General features: G+C 42.9%; 13 protein-coding genes and 3 pseudogenes. 7 read left to right on the top strand and 9 right to left on the bottom strand.

Features of this window, described 5'->3' with window-relative positions:
• Positions 1–19 precede the first annotated feature (19 nt).
• A complete protein-coding gene (locus NSU15_RS07255) occupies positions 20–763 on the bottom strand; it encodes a hypothetical protein (protein ID WP_339289763.1) in 744 nt (247 codons plus the stop codon).
• A 136-nt stretch (positions 764–899) separates the two neighbouring features.
• On the opposite strand from NSU15_RS07255, the gene NSU15_RS07250 reads away from it, so the two are divergent.
• Complete coding sequence (locus tag NSU15_RS07250; protein ID WP_339289762.1) at positions 900–1,628, top strand: SprT family zinc-dependent metalloprotease; 729 nt, start codon at positions 900–902, stop codon at positions 1,626–1,628.
• Here NSU15_RS07250 and NSU15_RS07245 read toward each other — a convergent pair.
• From NSU15_RS07245 to NSU15_RS07220, 6 genes are all read right to left on the bottom strand, one after another.
• The gene (locus NSU15_RS07245; RefSeq protein WP_339289761.1) at positions 1,618–2,466 is read right to left on the bottom strand and encodes an EcsC family protein; all 849 of its coding nucleotides are present in this window, start codon (positions 2,464–2,466) and stop codon (positions 1,618–1,620) included. The genes NSU15_RS07250 and NSU15_RS07245 overlap by 11 nt on opposite strands.
• A gap of 19 nt (positions 2,467–2,485) precedes the next feature.
• A complete protein-coding gene (locus NSU15_RS07240) occupies positions 2,486–5,419 on the bottom strand; it encodes a type I restriction endonuclease subunit R (RefSeq protein WP_339289760.1) in 2,934 nt (977 codons plus the stop codon).
• Positions 5,416–6,651 carry a restriction endonuclease subunit S gene (locus NSU15_RS07235; protein WP_339289759.1) on the bottom strand — a complete coding sequence of 412 codons (1,236 nt, stop codon included), beginning with the start codon at positions 6,649–6,651 and terminating at the stop codon, positions 5,416–5,418. Before NSU15_RS07235 ends, NSU15_RS07240 begins: the two co-directional genes overlap by 4 nt.
• Complete coding sequence (locus tag NSU15_RS07230) at positions 6,641–8,137, bottom strand: class I SAM-dependent DNA methyltransferase (protein WP_339289758.1); 1,497 nt, start codon at positions 8,135–8,137, stop codon at positions 6,641–6,643. The genes NSU15_RS07235 and NSU15_RS07230 overlap by 11 nt, the downstream gene beginning before the upstream one ends.
• 152 nt (positions 8,138–8,289) lie before the next feature.
• Entirely contained in the window at positions 8,290–9,021 is a 732-nt protein-coding gene (locus NSU15_RS07225; RefSeq protein WP_339289757.1) for a hypothetical protein, read from the bottom strand.
• A gap of 415 nt (positions 9,022–9,436) precedes the next feature.
• Positions 9,437–10,261, bottom strand: a complete 825-nt coding sequence (locus NSU15_RS07220) for a hypothetical protein (RefSeq protein WP_339289756.1) — start codon at positions 10,259–10,261, stop codon at positions 9,437–9,439.
• Between the two features lie 139 nt (positions 10,262–10,400).
• Between NSU15_RS07220 and NSU15_RS07215 the strand changes: the two are divergent.
• Positions 10,401–10,671: pseudogene (locus tag NSU15_RS07215) on the top strand (transposase); the annotation flags it as partial.
• Between the two features lie 188 nt (positions 10,672–10,859).
• Here the strand turns inward: NSU15_RS07215 and NSU15_RS07210 are convergent.
• A pseudogene (locus NSU15_RS07210) lies at positions 10,860–11,060 on the bottom strand (RNA polymerase subunit sigma-70); the annotation flags it as partial.
• A gap of 289 nt (positions 11,061–11,349) precedes the next feature.
• Here NSU15_RS07210 and NSU15_RS07205 point away from each other — a divergent pair.
• The 5 genes and pseudogenes from NSU15_RS07205 to NSU15_RS07185 form a co-directional block, all read left to right on the top strand.
• Positions 11,350–12,021 carry a response regulator transcription factor gene (locus NSU15_RS07205; RefSeq protein ID WP_339289755.1) on the top strand — a complete coding sequence of 224 codons (672 nt, stop codon included), beginning with the start codon at positions 11,350–11,352 and terminating at the stop codon, positions 12,019–12,021.
• Positions 12,018–13,085, top strand: coding sequence for a HAMP domain-containing sensor histidine kinase (locus NSU15_RS07200; RefSeq protein WP_339289754.1), 1,068 nt, complete (start codon positions 12,018–12,020; stop codon positions 13,083–13,085). The genes NSU15_RS07205 and NSU15_RS07200 overlap by 4 nt, the downstream gene beginning before the upstream one ends.
• Before the next feature lie 210 nt (positions 13,086–13,295).
• A complete protein-coding gene (locus NSU15_RS07195) occupies positions 13,296–13,829 on the top strand; it encodes a hypothetical protein (protein ID WP_339289753.1) in 534 nt (177 codons plus the stop codon).
• Positions 13,830–13,908: 79 nt separating this feature from the next.
• Positions 13,909–14,499, top strand: a complete 591-nt coding sequence (locus NSU15_RS07190; RefSeq protein ID WP_339289752.1) for a hypothetical protein — start codon at positions 13,909–13,911, stop codon at positions 14,497–14,499.
• Positions 14,459–15,058 (top strand): annotated as a pseudogene (locus NSU15_RS07185) (MFS transporter); the annotation flags it as partial. The gene NSU15_RS07190 and the pseudogene NSU15_RS07185, both read left to right, overlap by 41 nt.
• Positions 15,059–15,160: 102 nt before the next feature.
• Here NSU15_RS07185 and NSU15_RS07180 read toward each other — a convergent pair.
• A complete protein-coding gene (locus tag NSU15_RS07180; RefSeq protein WP_339289751.1) occupies positions 15,161–19,510 on the bottom strand; it encodes a glycoside hydrolase family 3 C-terminal domain-containing protein in 4,350 nt (1,449 codons plus the stop codon).
• Positions 19,511–19,606 lie beyond the last annotated feature (96 nt).

Below are 19,606 nucleotides of genomic sequence, written 5' to 3'. Positions count from 1 at the left end.
TTACCTACGCACAAACTGCTTAAATATTAATCTCTATCTTTCCGATATATAGCGGCATATCAGCTGGAACCAGTCCACCACCAGGCAACATTATTGGTCCAGCCACTTGTGCTTTGGGTAATTCATGGTTTGTTAATTGCGTCATAAAAGCTTGAAAATCAACTTCATTCTGTATGGCCTTCTTTGTCTTTCCAATCGATGGCACAAACTCACAGATCACAAATACTGCTTGTAAAACATTCTGCTTCCGTGCCTCGATAACCGTCCCAGCCACAGCATGGATCAGTTGATAGCGTAACCCCCCTGCATCTTTGTCCCCCAGAATTGCCTGTGTGAGTTGGTAAATTCGCTCAGGAGCTTTGGATCTAGGGTTATTCTTAATCCTCCTAGTTCTATAAACTTCCACCAGATCACCAAAGGATTCATCAGCTTTTGCTTCAATGGCAATTAATGTCCGTTTGGCGTTAACTGTGCCTACAATAATCAGATCATGGTTTCTGCCGTTTCCTCTAAAGTGATCCAGCTTTGTTTCAAATTCAGGAACAGCCCACTCTGCTTCAAATCCTCGTAGTTCCATATGACTATGCAGTAGTTCAGTTAAAGCAATTGGCATTTGAGGTTGTCCGCTTTCCAGCCAAGAACGGGCAAGTTCATAAGCGCTTCTTCCTTTCTGCCAGTGTAAATCTTTTTTTATAGGTAGAGCTTTTAGTTCCCACTCTTCAAAAGTGGAAATACTGATCCCACTTTTGTTCTTTATCTTCAAACTATTCACTCCTTCTCTCATTTCTCTTGGTTATAGAATAACGGCATCGTGCGCAACTGCTTGCCATCGGACAAAAGTTTGGTCTATACTTTTATACAAATCATAAAAGTTCGACAAATCTAAAGGAGCGTTAGAAATGCATCATCAAATGACTTACGGTACTACTACCATTGAATATACTCTAATACGTAAGCCAGACAAAAAAGAAGTCTCCATCTCTGTAGATATGTATGAGGGAGTCCGAGTTATTGCTCCTGACTTCTTAGAGCAAGCTCAAATTGATCAAATCATTTATATTAAAGCGCCTTGGATCTTAAAAAAGCAGTTTGGATTCCGTGAGATTGAAGAACAGGTTTCGCATCATGAATTTCTAAGCGGTGAAAAAATTCGTTACCTGGGGAGAGCATATCGACTGAAAGTTACAAAGCAGCCAATACGCTCAGCTACTCTTCAATTTAAAAACGGGAAATTCAGTGCAAATATTCCTATTCATTACAACCAAGCACAGCAAGCGGAGGAACTTAAACACCTCTGTATTGACTGGTACAAAGCCTACGGCACATTGAAAATTCAAGAACGTATTAAACAATACAGTAAACTAATGGGCCTAACCCCTACTTCTCTGCTCCTGAAAGACCAAGAGAAGCGGTGGGGCAGCTGTACGCAAAAAGGAGAGCTCCTGATCAACTGGCGTATCATGATGGCTCCCCTGCGGATTGTGGATTATGTAGTTGTTCATGAGATGACTCACCTAAAAGTTCCTGACCACTCTGAGGCATTCTGGTGCTGCCTGAGATCGGTTATGCCTGACTACGAAGAGCGGAAAGAGTGGCTTAGAGTAAATGGACCTCTTCTTACTTTGTAGTATTATGTTGAAACCTATATATTTCTTCCCCGTATTTCACAGCTAAGAATCTTTCTCTGTAAAGGTTATAAGCAGCTTCACAAACTGAGTTGGTAAAATACGCATTATATCCTGCTCCAATAAGAGCTCCCACAACAGGTATCGCCTGACCAAGTTTGTCTTTTGTAATGTTCATTCCAATTGACTCGCCTGCCTTTACAATACCTTGTGCTAAAACGCTCTTGTTAATCTGTTCCCATGTTTTGTTTTTGGAAACCATTACAGCAATCCTTGACAACTCAGCCAATGTTGTTTGCTTTGCCACTAAAGATGGAGATGAAGTATACATTAGTACATTAATAATGTACTCTCGTTCATGCTGTTCATCAACATCAAACCCATAATAAGTAGCGTATTCCGCAACGGCACGCAGATTTAATGCAAATAAAGCAGGAATATCCACGAGCATTCCTGGAGCACCTAGTAATCCAGCACCTCCTCCTTCTGCTAAAGCAATTGATTTATATTTGGCTCCTAAATATCCAACCACTTTATCACAAGTTTTCAATGAGAGATTATGAATATCTGAATGCTTATTTACTACACATCCCTTTTCACGATACTCTTTTAAAATTATTTCAGTTTGTACTGACCAAGCAGCTCCATCATTTAAAGTAGAGATTATTCCCATTAAAGATTTGTTAACCGCTTCGCCTACCGCATTATCCATAATAAAATCAGAGGCACTATTAAGAGGGGCTTTAACTTTATCGAATTTTTGCATCAGCCAGCCCTTTGGTGGGTTTTTCCACTTGTTAATAGTGATTAATGACTGCGTATCGTATGAATTCACATGCATAACTATATATAACCCCTTATCATTTCCGATAATGAATTCCTGCTAGATTGACGAGCTGAATGGTCAATGATTCGAGCTTATCCTCTGGACATTTAAATACCCGCAATTGACGCTTGGTCTGCTGACGCATTTCCCGTTTCACATCATCCTTCTGCGTCCATTCAATTACAGAGAGCTCTTGGATTTTTTCCGTGATGACTTCGGTTAAGGCTTTAAGCGCCTCTTTATTATCCTCTTCAGGAAGCTGCTTTTCCAGCATCAAAAAGAATGGGTATTGCTCTCGGGTAAGCCCAAGATGCTCCCCCTGCTTGGCTACATCCCGCATCTCGCCCATAATCTCCTGCATCTTCTCCATCATTTCAAAGATATCCATCTGCTTCAGCTTCCGCGCTTCGATCAGCTCTTCCAGCTTCTTCTTCAGTGAAGTATACAGTACAGGGTTTTCATCCAGCTTTACCCGAATTTCATGACGAATGGCATGCTCCATCTCGGAAGCTTTGGCTTCACCTTGGAACTGGTTTAAATGCTGTTCAAACTTACTGGATAAGATATCAATGGGATCATGCAGAATTTCCACTTTTGAAGCCCGCAAATGGTCAGCGATCAGTTGTCTGACCTTTTCCCCCAGGTCACTGATATCCATATCTTCCACTTTATATCGGGACTTGGCAGCTTGTCTTACTTTACCGAGAAAGGCCAGGTCGCTCACATACGGCTGAGCAATCGGGTTAGGCAAAATCATGTCCATACTCTTCGCAAATAGCTTGAAAGCATGTTCAAATTCACTCCGTACATCTTCGGGTTCCAGGATTTGAATGCAGCTCTCCAGATCGTCTTTGCGGATATAGTCAAAATATCTCATTGCTGCGCGATGACGGCTCTGTAATCTAGGAAGTTCACTGCCAATTGGCATAAGTGCTCCTTGAATGTCATCCTTGCTGAAAATATCAAGCGCCTTTTCCAGAAAGCTGGATACGCCAAAGTAATCCACGATGAGGCCATAAGTTTTACCATCGTATGTGCGGTTAGTGCGGGCAATCGCTTGCAACAAGTTGTGCTCCTTAAGCGGCTTATCCAGATACATGACCTGCTCAATTGGTGCGTCAAAACCTGTCAGAAGCTTATCGCATACAATCAGGAATGATAGCTTGTCTTCATCCAGCGGCTTCTTGAAACGTTCAATCAGCAGCTTTTCTTCATCTTTGGAGATTGCATATTCTTTCTTTCTGTCGTCATCATCGTTACTGGATGAATAGATGACCGCTGACTCCAGATCACTGAGTTCATCCATTTTCTGCTTATAGGTCACTGCCGCGTCTCTTGAGATCGCTACAATCTGAGCTTTAAAACCGTTCGGTTGAATATGCTCTTCAAAATGTTTGATAATGTCCAGTACAATCTGCTCAATCCGTTTCGGGCTTGCTATAATGGCTTCTTCGTCAGCATACTTCTTCTTAATCCGTTCCCTGGTCTCTTCGTCGTATTCACGGAATTTGCGGTCAAAGAGTTGATCTAGCGTTTCCCCTTCCACGTGCAGATGCGACAAGCGCGCTTCGTAAAAGATAGGAACCGTTGCCCCGTCATCCACCGCCTGCTCAATCGTGTATTTGTCGATATAGGAACCAAATGTGCGGGTTGTGCTTTTATCTTCTTTGTCAATTGGCGTACCTGTAAAACCTAGGTAGCAAGCATTCGGGAGAGCGGTGCGCATATTCATGGCAAGGCCTTTATACTGCGAGCGATGAGATTCATCAATCATAACAATTATGTTTGAAGCAGTAGAGAGCACAGGGAATTTGTCCTGGTCTTTGTCCGTTTGAAACTTCTGAACCAATGTCATAATGGTGGAGCCTGGTCCCTGTTGAAGCAATTTTTTCAGATCGCGCACGCCTTCAGCCTGCTGAGGATTAGCAAACCCGCAGCGTCGGAATGTATTCGTTATCTGATTATCCAAATCTTTACGATCCGTAACTATGATAATAGTCGGGTTACTTAACGCTTCGATTCGTCTCAGCTTGACCGCTAGGTATAACATGGTGAGTGATTTCCCACTGCCTTGGGTATGCCATACAACGCCACCGCGATCTCTTGGATCATGTGACGTCAGGATACGGGTTGCTGCTTTATGTACGGCGCGAAATTGCTGATAGCGAGCCAGCTTCTTGATGACACGGCCGCCTTCAGGTTCGAAGACAATAAAGTTCTGGATGAGATCCAGCAGGTTCGTTTTGGACAACATACCAGCAACAAGAATATCCTGAGGCGTGGGGTTGATTCCAACTTCAGGACTGGTTAAAGGGTACGGATCTTTCCATTCTCCAAAGTGCTGCACTTGTGCCCCAATCGTTCCCACTTTAGCACGGTCATTACTTGTAGCGATCAAGATCTGGTTATAGTGAAATAGATGCTCATAACCCTTTTGGTAACGAAGCATTTGCTTGACAGCTTTACCGATCTGTTCATCGATGGAGACCATCGGGCTCTTACATTCAATTACCACAAGCGGCAGTCCGTTCACGAACAGTATCAAGTCAGGACGAATCGGTTTTTCCCCACCAGTGATTGTGAATTGATCAACAACTAGGAATTCATTGTTAGATGGGTTATCAAAGTCGATTAATCTTACAGTCTGGCCTTTCTTTCCTTTGCCAAGGTCCTGCTGGATGGAAATGTAGTTCACCAGCATATCATGGATTTTTTCATTGGCTTCCATCAAGCTTGCTGCTTCCGCATGCTTAATAGAGCGGACAATTTTACTCAGGTTGTTATCCGAAAGCCAGGGATTCAGAGTCCTGATCGCTTTGGTTAGCCGCTGAGTCAGTACTACTTCACGTCCAGTCTCACGCTCAGCATCCAGAGAAGGGCCATGCAGATGCACATAGCCCATATCCTCAAGTTGCTGAATCAGACGGTTCTCGACCAGCTGTTTTTCGTTCCATTCATTTATGCTCATGACAGCACCTCTTCAAGTTGGTCGATATTGACGCGGACTTTGCCTGTCAAAAGATAACCCATAAGGCTCTGCTTTAAATTTCTTAATTTAATTAGTTTTTTCTTTTCTATACCAATTTTAGAATCTGTTGACTCCAAAACATTAATAATCTTAACTTGCTCCTCAATTGTGGGAACAGCTATTTTTAAACTCTTAATATTGTTTGCATTGATATTAGGATTAGAACTGCCTTGTATTATGGATTTTATTTGTTTCCAGCACGCCTCAGACTCATAAAAGTAGCCGAAGTATCGGTTCAGTATTAATTTTGGATTAAACCTAAACCTTATTAAGTATGAAGCGAATATAGCTTTTGGATCATTTTCTTCTACAATACCATAACGTCCGATACTAGCTCCGCTTCTAGCAAACAAGAAATCATTTTGTTCTACTTTAAACTGTTGGTAAGTATGATCATCAATATTTAAATGAGGCATATCGTCATAAAGAATTGTTGGATTTTTCAAATCCGTAATCCTGATCAATCGAGTTCCAGTTTTATTGACCACATATTTCTCTTTGGTATAATACCCCTGTTTATGCTCTAAGGTTAACTCCGCCACGCATTGAATAGCCCAATCCATGGGAATTTTTCCGATTTCAGTCTCCTTAAACTCCGTATGCCCAATTCCCTTTGTCAGCAACTGCTGCATTAAGCCTTTCTTTACCGTTTCCGTTTGCTTGATAATCATTTCTGTCTTTTCAATGGCTTCGTCGACAGATGAGAGGATTTCAGCGATTTTTTGTTGTTCATTAGCTGGTGGAAGTTGTATTGAATACTCAGAAATTTCTTTCCATGAAGTCCTAGGCATTTTTGTGCCATACGATTTTTGGTCTAAATAATCTATAAAATTATTTTGTTGTAGAAGATAGAACAAAAACTTATTATTGATACATTCTTTTGCCATAATCGGTAAAATCTCTGTAACGCATACACCAGAGATATCTGCAAGCCAAAACTTGCGAAGATATGGGCGTAACTTCCCGAACAGAATATCTCCTGGTTCAAAACAAGCCTTAACACTGGTTGTATCTTCTGAACGGCCTACGCCAAGTAATTTACCTGAATTTTGTTCAATATGTTCTAGACCAACATATACCTTACTCTCATTTATCTTTGGATCAAAGACACCTTTTCTTAACTCCGCAACATCGCCAATTTTTTTATTTATCCAAAAAGACTCACGCACCATACCCCAACTCCTTCAAAAACCCATACATCTTCGCTTCAATCTCTTCTCGCTCTTGCTCCAGCTGCCGAAGTGCCGCAATCGCTTCTTCCACGTCGATCTCTTCTTCCTCCTCAGCAGAATCAATATAACGAGCAATGTTCAGGTTATAGTCGTTTTGCTTAATCTCATCAAGACTAACCACCCGCGCATATTTTTCAATATCCTGCCAAGCATCGTAAGCCGAAACAATCTTCTCAATATCCTGATCACGAAGCACATTCTGATTCTTGCCTTCCTGGTAATCCTGCGCCCCGTTAATAAACAGTACGTTACCCTTCTTGTGCTCTTCCTTATTCCGATTCAGAATCACGATACAAGCAGGAATTCCCGTTCCGTAAAAGAGATTGGATGGCAAACCGATCACTGCTTCGATCAGTCCTTCTTCACCTTGCAGACCTTCAAGCAGCCCCTTTCGAATTTGGCCTTCGGCTCCACCACGAAACAGAATGCCGTGCGGCATCACAACTCCAGCTTTACCATGATGATTAAGCGTAGCCGCCATGTGCTGAACAAACGCCAAATCCCCTTTATCTTTCGGAGGAATACCAAAACGGAAACGTCCATAGGAATCAGCTTCCGCTTCTTCACGTCCCCAATTACTTAAGGAAAATGGTGGATTGGCAATAACACGATCATACAGAATCAGTTCGCTGTCTTCCGTCAGCTTCGGATCACGGATGGTGTCGCCTCTTTCAATGCGATGGTCGCTCAGTCCGTGCAGTAGCAAATTCATTTTACAGATAGCCCAAGTATTGAGGTTTCGTTCTTGGCCGTGCAGCGTCAAGTTACGTGGGTTGCCGCCCTTTGTTTTGATATAGTCCACAGACTGAATCAACATACCCCCAGACCCTGCCGTTGGATCGCAGATACGCATGCCTTCTTCAGGCTTGATCAGATTGACGATCAGTTCAACCACTTTACTTGGCGTATAAAATTCTCCGCCCTTTTTCCCAGCATCATCGGCAAACTGCTTGATCAGATATTCGTAGGCACGTCCTAACATATCAGGCTCTGTCAGATTGTCATTACGCAGGTTGATGGTACCAAAATGCTGGATCAGTCGCAAAATCAGCTTATCAGGAAGCTTTTCTTTATCGTTAAAGTCGATGCTGGCAAGAACACCTTGCAGCTTCGTGTTTTCTTCTTCCAGGCTTTCAAAAGCAACATTTATGGCTTCACCTACATTGCTTGTAACGGTAGACAAATAAGACCAACGTGCACGCTCAGGTACAAAAAACTGGTGCTCGTCACGGTCTGTCCAGCCATAGGTTTCGCCTTCTTCACGCTCGATTTTTTCGGCCACTTCCACAAATACATCATTCAGCCGCTTCAGAAATAACATGCCAAAGATATAGTTTTTGTAATCGGATGAATCAATACTTCCGCGCAAGATATTGGCGGACTCCCACAGATGGGATTCAAGTTGCTGTTGGGTAAGGGTACTCATGTTAACCTCCATGTATTTCATCTTTCTCGTTGATACTATAGGTCTAATTATCTATTTTACAAAAGCAGATGTTTAAATAATACTATATATCTTCTGGTTAATATAGTAATTAAAGTTTCCTCTTAACAAACAATATCACCTAACAGACCTTATTATCTCTCTAGCTTCCAGCCTTCTAGAAGGCTCGGTGATGCTAACCTTGCACCAAATTCATCTATGAAATAAACAAATACTCTTTCCTCACCCGTGATAACATATATTGACTCCAATATCACCTGCGAAATTAAAGTTCCGTACGATTTAACAAATCGCTCTTTCTGAAGTTCTTGAGAGTTGTACCAAGAATCGGAAACTGTGACGTCAATCTGACTCCAGCTGTTATCACGCGGTTTTATATCAAGAATTATGCCGTCGGCTTGCTTGTATATTTCTTTCAACTTTGCTGTCATTTTCTCTGCATTTTGATTCAGACGATCAAAGGTATAAACGACTTGATTGTTGTTATCTACCACTTTATAGACAAAATAGTTTGTACGTCCTTCGTTATAAGTAAGGCTCGCCACAGCGCCTGAAATGGATTGAGCTGTTTCTTTGGCCACTTCCTTTTTAGCTTTGTTAATTATAATCTTTATTGTCTTCTCCTCATCCGATATTAAGTAGTAATTAATCAGAGGATACCAAGTTGTTTCACTGAAATTGTATTCCATTTCATTTTGCAACGTGTCTGGAGTAAATAGCGGGATTCCATCTTTACTACTCTTTACGAGAGTAGAGTTTACTTCTGTTTCTGATGACTTAATACCATTGGTTCCAAAGACAATGCCCAAAGTTATTACTACTAATACACCAAATAGTGAAATCCCTTTGCCTTTATTACTTTTCATGTCCACTCTCCTAAGCTAACATACTAAAGTGTAAGTATTATAAAGACTATTCTTTCCCGCTCATTAAATTCCCTGCATATGGAACAAAAAGCACCACTATGGGTGCTTTTCGACTTTTTATATTCATTATATATATCTGGGTCTTTACTGTCTTATCATAACATCATTCATCATATCTAAACCTTACGTTATGGTATTCATGTGCTTGTATCAAATCGAGCGTTCCATTCGTTTATAACTCCTTTTAACAAGATTCCCTTGATTAAAAGTGATAGATATAAAAAATACATTCACGAACCGAATAAACTCAGATTCTCTATAAAATCTTTTTCACTCAAGTCTATGTCACAAACTCACCCGTCTTTTACACTTATACTTGGTAGAGAGCAATCGACTTAATAGTAGAAAAAAAGCACTATTGAGAAACAATCCAATAGTGCAGCTCTATTTTCGTACCTAAATACTCTCCAACTTCAACTTTTGGAATATAAGTAACTTTGTAAAAGTCCTTATATTTATCTTTTAATTTTCTAGTCATTTTATCAACACTATACTTATTTCTGTTACGATAATTGTTTTCAAAATGAGTATTTAGAGGATAATAAATGGGAGCAACACCATTAGGGAAATCGATGAGACATAAGATTTGAAAGTATGAACATTCGGTTTTCATACTAATGGTTTTCATCCGTTCAAGGTCTTTCTCAATATACTTTGGATTATCTATTAATTTAGGGTTTAATTGGTGTAATACTTCACACTTAAATTCAATTAAACTCTCTAGTTTGAAAGGATATCCCTCCCCGTTCTTTCTCTCTTCTTCTGAGTAGTTTCGAAATAAGGCAAGATCAATTCCAGCTGTCCCCTTTTTCATCCACGTAAATCTACGCAACTCTTCAGGAATCTTATTTTCATTTATTAGCTTCTCCCATTTTTTATTTGACATACTTTCTAACGTTTTTTCTACAGTTTCCACATCTCCTTCCCAACCATTAGTTAAGAGGTACATTGCTGTATGTTCAAGTTTTAGGCCCCAAGGACCCCAGGTTTTCCATTCACGTAAAGAAATCAGGTTGTTCTCTTTGAATTGATCTATAAAATATAGATCTAGCTTGTCTCTTAATAAGTATTCTGACTTTGCCTGAAAAAAAAGGGCAGCTAACTCATTAGGTTTGCAATACTTTGAAGTAGGGATCGCTTTTAGCCCTTCGACAATATTATCTAATGTTACTAATCCCACTAAAGCTTCCCCCAATCATTCTTATTAAAAAGTTTTAATTTGTTAATTGAGAGCGTATTATATTTTGGTAAATAAAAAGAAAGACTTTTTTCTTGTGAAATTGAGTTACTACACAACAATTCAACGAGGGATCTTATCTATGAATCATTTTACAACACATTTAGTCCAAGCTCTACTCACAAAACAGGATGCGACTGAGATTTTCTGTAAACATTTAGAATTGGCTATGAATTGAACACTTAATAGAAACGGAATTAACCGCATTTCAAGACTATGAAAATTATGACCGTCGGGGCGGAAATTCAGGTAATTCTCGTAACGGTGCTTATACTCGTAAGCTACATTCGGAGTATGGATATCTGCAACTGAGTATCCCCCGAGATCGCAATGGATGGTTTAATCAGCCGACTTATCGCTTTACTAGGTAGCAACACAGAAAGCGTGTTCCCAATAAGATGGAAACACGCTTTCTACTTAACCTATGATTAAGCCCCTCATTGTAACTTAATCAGCGTCTTTTCCCCATATCTCCCCGTTCGCTTTATCAATAACCGCTTCTGAAACACAATATGTTGACCTCGGAGTTTGTTCACAACGTCTTAACTATATGGGCGACAAGTCTCAAATTGTGCTCGATAAGCAAATTTCGGGCTTTAGCATCCCCTTCAGCCATCATGCCTAAGTATTTGCTTTCCTCCTGCTCCGAGAGCGGCTGTGGAAATGCGTTGTTCCTTACGTAGGATACCAGCAACGTCAGTTCTTTGATTAGCAACGCGATCGTACTTAAGAATCCAGGCAACTTGGCGACACCTCCCGCACTTGTACAATGAAACCGATCTGTTAGCCTTACGGGTTCATGGTCATCTTATTGTATGTGGGTAGATGCCTAGAAGTGCATGTACGTGGGAAATTGTACAGCCCCTGCTTAGTCTCTCAGCTACAGCTTCATTAATGATCTCTTCCATACAACAACAATTAAAGGATCGATAGCCAGTGTCCAAAATGTTATATTTTCACACAGTTTTCAAACATTTTTTTAACATATAGCGATTATAATGAGTTCATTCGTCTTAGAAAGGAAGATCCCTATGGTCAATATTCTTGTTGTAGAGGATGATATTAAGCTCAATCAAATTTATTGTACATATCTGAGTAATAACTCATACGACGCCAGAGGTTGTTTCAACCCGCGTGAGGCATACGATTTGATGTATAACAATCTATACGATCTTATCATTTCAGACATTATGATGCCGGAGATTGATGGCTTTGAATTTGCAGAAACGGTGAGAGGGATTAACAAGACTATCCCTATTCTTTTTATAACCGCCCGGGATGATTTTTCCTCGAAACAAAAAGGGTTTCGCGCAGGCATTGACGATTACATGGTCAAGCCCATCAATATGGACGAAATGATACTGCGTGTAGAGGCACTACTGCGACGGGCCAATATTGCCCATGACAAAAAACTCGTGGTAGGAGGTCTCGAGATGGACGCCGATGCTGTAACTACAACGCTGAACGCTAAAGAAATCCCTGTGACGGTGCGAGAATTCAACATCCTCTATAAGCTGCTTTCCTATCCCAACTTTACCTTTTCCCGTGCCCAGCTAATGAACGAATTTTGGGGTATAGACTCCGAGACTAGCTTGCGTGCAGTCGATGTATATATTACCAAGCTTAGGGACAAATTTTCTTGCTGTGAGAATTTCAAGATTGTGACGGTACATGGGCTTGGCTACAAGGCTGTGTTGACATGAGGAAAGAACAGAATCAAGACGCGAGAATCAAGTCACAGCATTTTTCATGGAAGGAATTTGTATGGACTTATTTGGTACTGATGACGCTGACCGCAGGACAATCCATGATATACAACGCCTACGTCCCGTCAGAGAATGTTCCAACGGAGTTTATTTTCGGCATGGTGGGATATTGGATCATTGTCACCTTCATTTTCTGTCTTATTACTGCACGTCAGAAGTACAACGCATTTGATAAGCCCATGAAAAAACTCAGTATGGCAGCAAAACAAGTAGCAGAAGGTGACTTCTCAATCTATCTAGAACCTGTACACAGAGCCGACAAGAAAGATTATGTAGATGTCATGTTCGAGGATTTCAACAGAATGGTGGAGGAACTCGGCAGCATTGAAACGCTCAAGAATGATTTCATCTCCAACGTATCTCACGAGATCAAAACGCCTCTGGCTGTTATTCAAAGTTATGCCATGGCACTGCAAAAAGATGATTTACCTAAAGAACTCCGGAAGGACTACACGGACACCATCATTACGGCCTCTCAGAAATTATCAACGCTGGTGATCAATATTCTGAAGCTAAACAAATTAGAAAATCAGGAGATTAATCAAATTGCCGATCCTTATGATTTATGCAGACAGCTATGCGACTGCGCTCTTACTTTTGAAAAATCTTGGGAAGAAAAAAACATCACCTTTGTAGCAGATATTGAGGATCGTGCGATCATTCACGCGGATGAAGGTATGCTGGAAATAGTTTGGCTTAATCTCATCTCCAATGCTCTGAAATTCACAGCACCCGGTGGAACCATCACCTTAACACAGACTTCAGATGAAGATACTATTACGGTCATGGTCACAGATAACGGGTGCGGTATGGATGAAGCAACGCTACGGCATATTTTCGATAAATTCTATCAGGGAGATACTTCGCACTCTGCGGAGGGCAACGGTCTGGGCCTTACTCTTTCACTGCGAGTCATTGAACTGTTGGGCGGGGTTATCTCCGTTCAGAGTGAACCCAATATCGGAACGACATTCACCGTTAAATTAAAAGCAGGGAATTAAGTACTTCGTCTCTTGGATTAAAGTGTCCTCTTCATAAAGCAGCCTGAATTCGAAATTGAATTCGGGCTGCTTTTTTCATATCCAATAAAGAAGCTTCAATTAATATTTTATAAACATTTCGTAAGCAAATCATAAATATATCAACCCTAGAATGGGTTAAGTCAAGCGTTAACAGGGTTCATCAAATATAAATACAAGGGAGAAATAATCATGAGTGAGATCACGAGAAACGAAAATAACTTTATCGGCTACGAGTACAAGGATATTACGATAAAGCGTAGTCTGGAGTCGATATATGCCGATGGATATTACAATTTTGGCTGGGCACTGGAGGGAACTTCGAACTCTGTTCACAATATAAATTCCGTAACCATGAAGTTCAAGCGAGATCGAAAAATTCACAACAAAGTCGAGCTAACTCGTCTGCAGCGTCAGTTTGATGCTTATGCTTCGGAAATCTATGCACTCGAGCAATCTAAAGTCATCCGTGCTTCAGTAGTTGCTTATATCATTGGTGTTATTGGCACAGCATTTATGGCCGGCTCAGTATTTGCTTATATGGCTGACATGCTACCTCTTTCTATAACACTAGCCATTCCTGCCTTTACAGGCTGGATCATTCCGTATTTGGTTTATTGCAGTATTAGTAAGAAAAAAACGAACAAGGTAGCCCCACTGATCGATCAGAAATATGACAACATCTACGATGTGTGCGAAAAGGCTAATGCCTTACTAGCAAAGTAGCACTACCTGCTGATATCCGAAACCGTTCATAACACGAAAGGAGGAGATAAGCATTAAGCAATTACTTGATCGCTACTTGGTGGATTATCAAGACCGGGCTGCCATATTAAACGTTCCATCACTGATCATCAATGCGTTATTTGGCATCGGTAAGCTGATTCTTGGTGTGTATCTCCTTTCTGGATGGTTCATCATTATCGCGGTATATTACTTACTTCTGTGCGCGGCAAAAGCTCAAGCCCTTTATAAATATACGGTAGCCAAGAGTATCGAAGATCCTAAAGAAAGGCATTGTATGGAGCATTTTGTTTACAAGCGAAGTGGTACCTTCCTTTGTCTTCTAGGACTCTCATATTTGTTAGTCTGCCTGAGAATGTATTTTGTAGGCGATGTTATCTTATACAGTGGTTCCCTTGCTTATTTAGTAGCAACTATCGCTTTCTCCAAGCTTGGTTTTGCTATTAGCGGATTTATAGGTAAACGGCATCTGAAAGGACCTATTGTAACCTCACTGAAAATGTTCAGCTTTACAGACGCAATGGTTTCCATTGTGGTGACTCAATACACGCTGCTTGCGATAGAGGACCCAGCCAATGCCATAAGCTCCAGCGCTATGTTTGGTATGGGGTGCCTTCAAGTACAGCATGTTCTCCTTAACGACCGTAATTAATGTTGCAGTCACGATTGCCATGTATGCAGATATGATATTACTTCCTCTCTATCTTCAGAATGCTCGCGGATATACAGCTATGGAGTCTGACTTGTTGCTACTACCCTAACGGACTCAACTGGTTATCTCTTTATGATCCTGATGTCAACCGGTCGACGAATCGGAATGGCGATGATCCTCATGCCTATACAAACTGCAGGTTTAAATCAATTACCAGCCAAGCTTAATGCGCATAGTACAGCGATTTCTAATACCGTTAAACAAGTGGCTGGAGCAGTAGGCACTTCTCTACTTGTAAGCATAATGACGAACAGTACTGCTGCGCATATACAGAGTATGGCAGCAAACGCTACAGGTAATGTAACGCAGGAGCATAGGCTAATGGAGGCCTCTATACAAGGCATCAATGATGCCTACATCGTAATCGTGGGTATCTGCCTGCATAGTCGGTTTACTGCTCTCTTTATTCATTAAAAAGGTAGGGCAGGCGAGCGAATCACAACACATAACAAGGTCTGCAAAGAAGATCATTAAGATACAAGCTAAAACTCCTAACTGACAGACTGAATGAACACTATCAACAACAAAAGACCCACGGGAGAAGCATCTCCCGCAGGTCTTTGTCTGCCTACCTTATCCATCTACATCTACATCCGTTAGATCATTTTGTGTAGGTATTGTAGATTAGCACTGCTGCTTCGGCCCGGCTCGCTGTTCCACCCGGGTTCAAATTTAACCCGTCACCTTTAACGATACCTGCCTTGACCAATGAAGCAATGCTGCTTACCGCATAACTAGATACTTTCGAATTATCTCTGAATCCTTTCAGATCTGCCGCTGAACCTTCTTCGGGAAGCTTCCCAGCAGCCTTCAGCACCCTTGCAATCAGAACCATCATGTCCTGTCGGCTTATTTCGGCATTCGGATTAAAGCTTCCGTCCGCACCACCCTTAGCAATTCCAAGAGCTTTGGCGATGGACAACGCCTCGGCATAATAAGCGCTTGGCTTGACGTCGGCGAACTGATCTGTTGAATCCGAGCTGAGCTTGAAAGCTCGAACTGCCATCACAATAAAGTCCGCCCGCTTGATTTTACCTCCCGGTGAGAACAAACCATCACCTGTACCTTTAATAATGCCTTCTGCTGCAAGCTTATCGATGGCCTGCCTTGCCCAGTCATATCGGCTAGGGATATCCCGGAAAGATGTTGCCGACTGTCCCGGTGTTCCCGGCTGCGGATTTCCAGAGCTTGGGGTCTCCGACGCTGATGGGCTACTAGTTGGTATTGGTGTTGGCGTTGCAGGGGTGCCCGGATTGATCGTCCCGCCGTCACTGCCACCGCTGCTACCGTTTGTCGGTGTAACCGATATGTCCGACTTAACTCCTTCGCCTAACAGATTACTTGCTGATACGGCGAACGTATAAGATTGGCCATTGATCAAATTTGTAATGACCGCGCCAAGACCGTTATCCTTCCAAGTCATATGCTCAGTAACTGGTGTGTAAACTTCCCCTTTTTTAAGGTAAACATTATAGCTTTCAGCATTGGCGGCAGTTGACCAGCTTATAGTAGCTTGCTGGTTCCCAGCCAGGGCTGTCGGATTTAAACTACCTGGTGCAGCGCCGGACAACTGGATGATATCCACTCGAATATCTGGATTTTTAAAGACTAGGTATAAATCATGCGTACCGGAGAGTGTCGTCAACAACTCCCCCGTTACATCCGTATAATCCAACTCGGTCACTTTAAAGGTGCTGCCCGGCACCTCACGGACTGCTGGCGCAGTCGCGTCAAATGTAACGACAGCCAAACGGGTTCCCGTTGGAGAATCTGCTCTAACCTCAACTACTGAACTTGCATTCGTAGAAGCCCCACGCAAGGTAATGCCAGTTACACCGGATAAACGAACTTGATTAAGTGCTACCCAGGAGTTGCTGTTCTTAGACATGACGGCATAATATCCGTTCTCTGCTTCTTTTGCCTTAAGCCCTTCTGCTGTACGAAGCTTGGAGACTTCTCTATAAACCACATCTTTAGATGCAAAGGCGTGGTCGAAAATGTTGGCAGGCGCATTGACCGCATCAAGCTTCGCAATTCTCTCATCATTGTAGGAGAGCGCAGCGGATATAGGAAGATCACTAGACGATTTGCCTACCATCAGAGTGTAGCTCCCCGTTTCATTCACGTAGTCATTACGGTTGACGTCCCACACGGCGAAATCAGATGGGTTCACTGTAAGCTGAACAATCTTTGTCTCTCCGGCCGGAATGTACACTTTTTCATAGGAAACCAGCTGTTTCTTAGGTGTATGATCACCGTACTTGGAGGTATTGTTTTTGATGTACAGCTGAACCACCTCCGAAGTATTAACGGCTCCCGCATTCTCCACATCTACGTTGATGGCAAAAGGCTCCTTGCCGCTAACATTAGACGGCACGCTTAAGTTCGAAAATTCGAAGCTGCTGTATCCCAACCCGTAACCGAATGGATACGTTACTTGGGCATCCGTATACATGTAGGTCAGCTTACTCTCAAGCGGATCACCGTTTGTCATGTCCACTGTAAACCGCGGGTCGAGTTCCCCCAAAGTCACCGGAGTTGTTACCCCTTCGGGCAATGAATATTTATCAAGAACCGGCAAAGCTTCCATGCCGGCATACCATGTCGAAGACAAGCGGCCCGTAGGTGCATAATCACCGAACAACACATCCGCAATTGCCTTGCTGTCGTATTGACCTGCATATGGCTGATACATAATGGCAGCTACATTCTCATTGTTTTGAATGGCTTCTATATTCACCGGCGCATTCGATTTAACAATAACAACTGTCTTTTTCGGAAAAGCCTGCGCCACTTGAGACACAATCTTATACTGATCTTCTCCCAGGTTAAGATCCGATCTGTCGGCGCCTTCGCCTGCGCTGTGTCTGGCCGGTGCACCGACGACAACTACAGCGTAGTCGTTGCCGGAGGCCCAAGCGCTCGCATCAGCGCCCGCTTCCTTCAAGACAATCTCTTGAAACTTCTGATTGTCAGTTCGTGCCGCAGCGCCTGCTTGATTGGTCAGCGTCGCCGACGATAGATCAAGTCCATCCGATCCATTCACGGTAACAAAACGGCCAGCAGTATAGTAGGCGGTTTCAAAGCCGCCTCCGAAGCTTTCCGAATACGTGCCCGAGATTAAGGAAACGGTCCCGTCGCTATTGGCTTCATGACGGAAGCGACCCGGAAGCGTACTGGCATCTGCTACATTAGAGAATGGATTTTCCACAAGATTAAGCTTGGTGCCATCGCTGTTTTGCACAGTACGACTGCTGCCGTTCGTTACATCCTTCAGCCATTTTCCATTGGCAAGTGACAAGTAACTGTAACCGCCTTGGCCCCATGCGTAAGCCTCAAAAGCTTGGGATGCCGTATAGGCTTTTCCGGCGGCGTTATAGCTATAGACACTATCTGTTACGGTTGTCATATCTGGCGCGATGTAATTCGCAGTAAGCTGAGCTCCGTTCGTATAGGTGGAAGCCGTAACCGTTTGATGATTCGAGACTGAATCAAACGCTATTACGGGAGCTCCTGTACCAAAGGTGACTTGGTCACTACCAATCGTTTCTCGAATAGCTCCAAGCGGGGACAGCCCAGCCCCAGGCAATACCGGTGTTTTAGAGACGGAGTAAGTTGCTTTAAACCGGGTATCTGCTAAAAGCCCTGTAACAGCTACATTGCTGGATTTAGACAACGGCAGCAAGTTGTTGTCATTCTTCAGCAGAACGATACTTTCCCGCGAAGCGTCAAGCGCAACATTCTGGCTCTGGCTTAACGAATAGTTTTGTGGACTGCGATCGCTGGCTAAATCCGAGAAGGGATAACTTTTTGGAGAACCATCCGGGTTTTTCTCATTAAAGTATCCGGTACGCACCCACATCTCGATTTGACCGCGGACACTGTGCTCCAGCTCCACACGCGTCACACCGAAAGTCCCATTGTTTACAGCACTCAAAATATTCGTGCGGGTGGAGCTTGTCGTGTTCGCATGATTCCCGCTAAGCAGCAAGAGCGCTGCCGCACCATCCGCATCCGTATAATTCTGATAACCATTGTTGAAGCCGGCGGTCATCGCGCGATCGGCGGCTATAAAATCACCTACCGGCAACATACTGTACGGATTTGCATTCGATGCACGAATAATATTCGGTGAGATATGGTTAGGAATTCCGTTCGTACGCCCATAGGTGGTCATAATGCTTTGGACTACACCGGCTTGCAATGGATATAGGAAGCTTTTCATTTGGTATTCATTAAGCGCCCGAGCACTTGCATAAAATTGACCGCTCGCTCTGAACCATTGCGCCAAATAGTTGGTATAATGCTTCGTCCCCAACTGAGCTTTTAACCAGAAGCCATCCTCATTGCCAACCTCCCCGTAACCGGTAATTCCCTTAGCCATGGAATTGATCATCGTACCGGCAAGGACGGGGTCCTCCGCGTAGCCCTCTTCAAATCTGCCGCTAAGCGGATTCGTCCGTAAATCAGATACGGCAGAGAACATCAGAGTGTTAGGATTAGCCAAAGCAACTTCACCCCGCCGCTCATTCCCCATGACCGTTCCCACTTGGCTGACTAGCTCCTTATTCCAGCTTTGCCCCAAAGCGAGCATGGAAGGCATATCTGTACTTACCCCCATAACACGGTCTACTCCACCGGCTGCCGTTCCCGGCAAAGTATAACCTGCCGCGATTGTACGGGCTGTGCCGGCACTCTTTTGATCCGCGTAATACGCCAAATCCTCAATGCTCATCTCTGCTAAAATTAAATCCACAAAAGCGTCCAGATGACTCGGCACCCCATCAAAAATCGGCATGTTAGAAGCGCCTCTAGCAAACTCAATCGGTTCAGGATCTGCCGCACTCGCTTGGTTCGGTGATACCGTTGATATCATGGAGGCGATAAGCGCCAAAATCAGGCTGACCACTGCTATTTTTTTGAGAGAAATCATTTTCATTCCACTGCTCATGTGATTGCTCCTTTTTATTTTTTTGGACAAGTCTCTCGCATTTAACTGATGACAGTCTTGTTGCGGCTGCCCTTCTCAGACATTTAAAGAGTCGTC

The organism is Paenibacillus sp. FSL E2-0201, from assembly GCF_037963325.1.
In the GTDB taxonomy this organism is placed as follows: domain Bacteria; phylum Bacillota; class Bacilli; order Paenibacillales; family Paenibacillaceae; genus Paenibacillus_AQ.
Note: the sequence above shows the minus strand (reverse complement) of the source record. Positions and strands in the feature narration are given on the sequence as shown.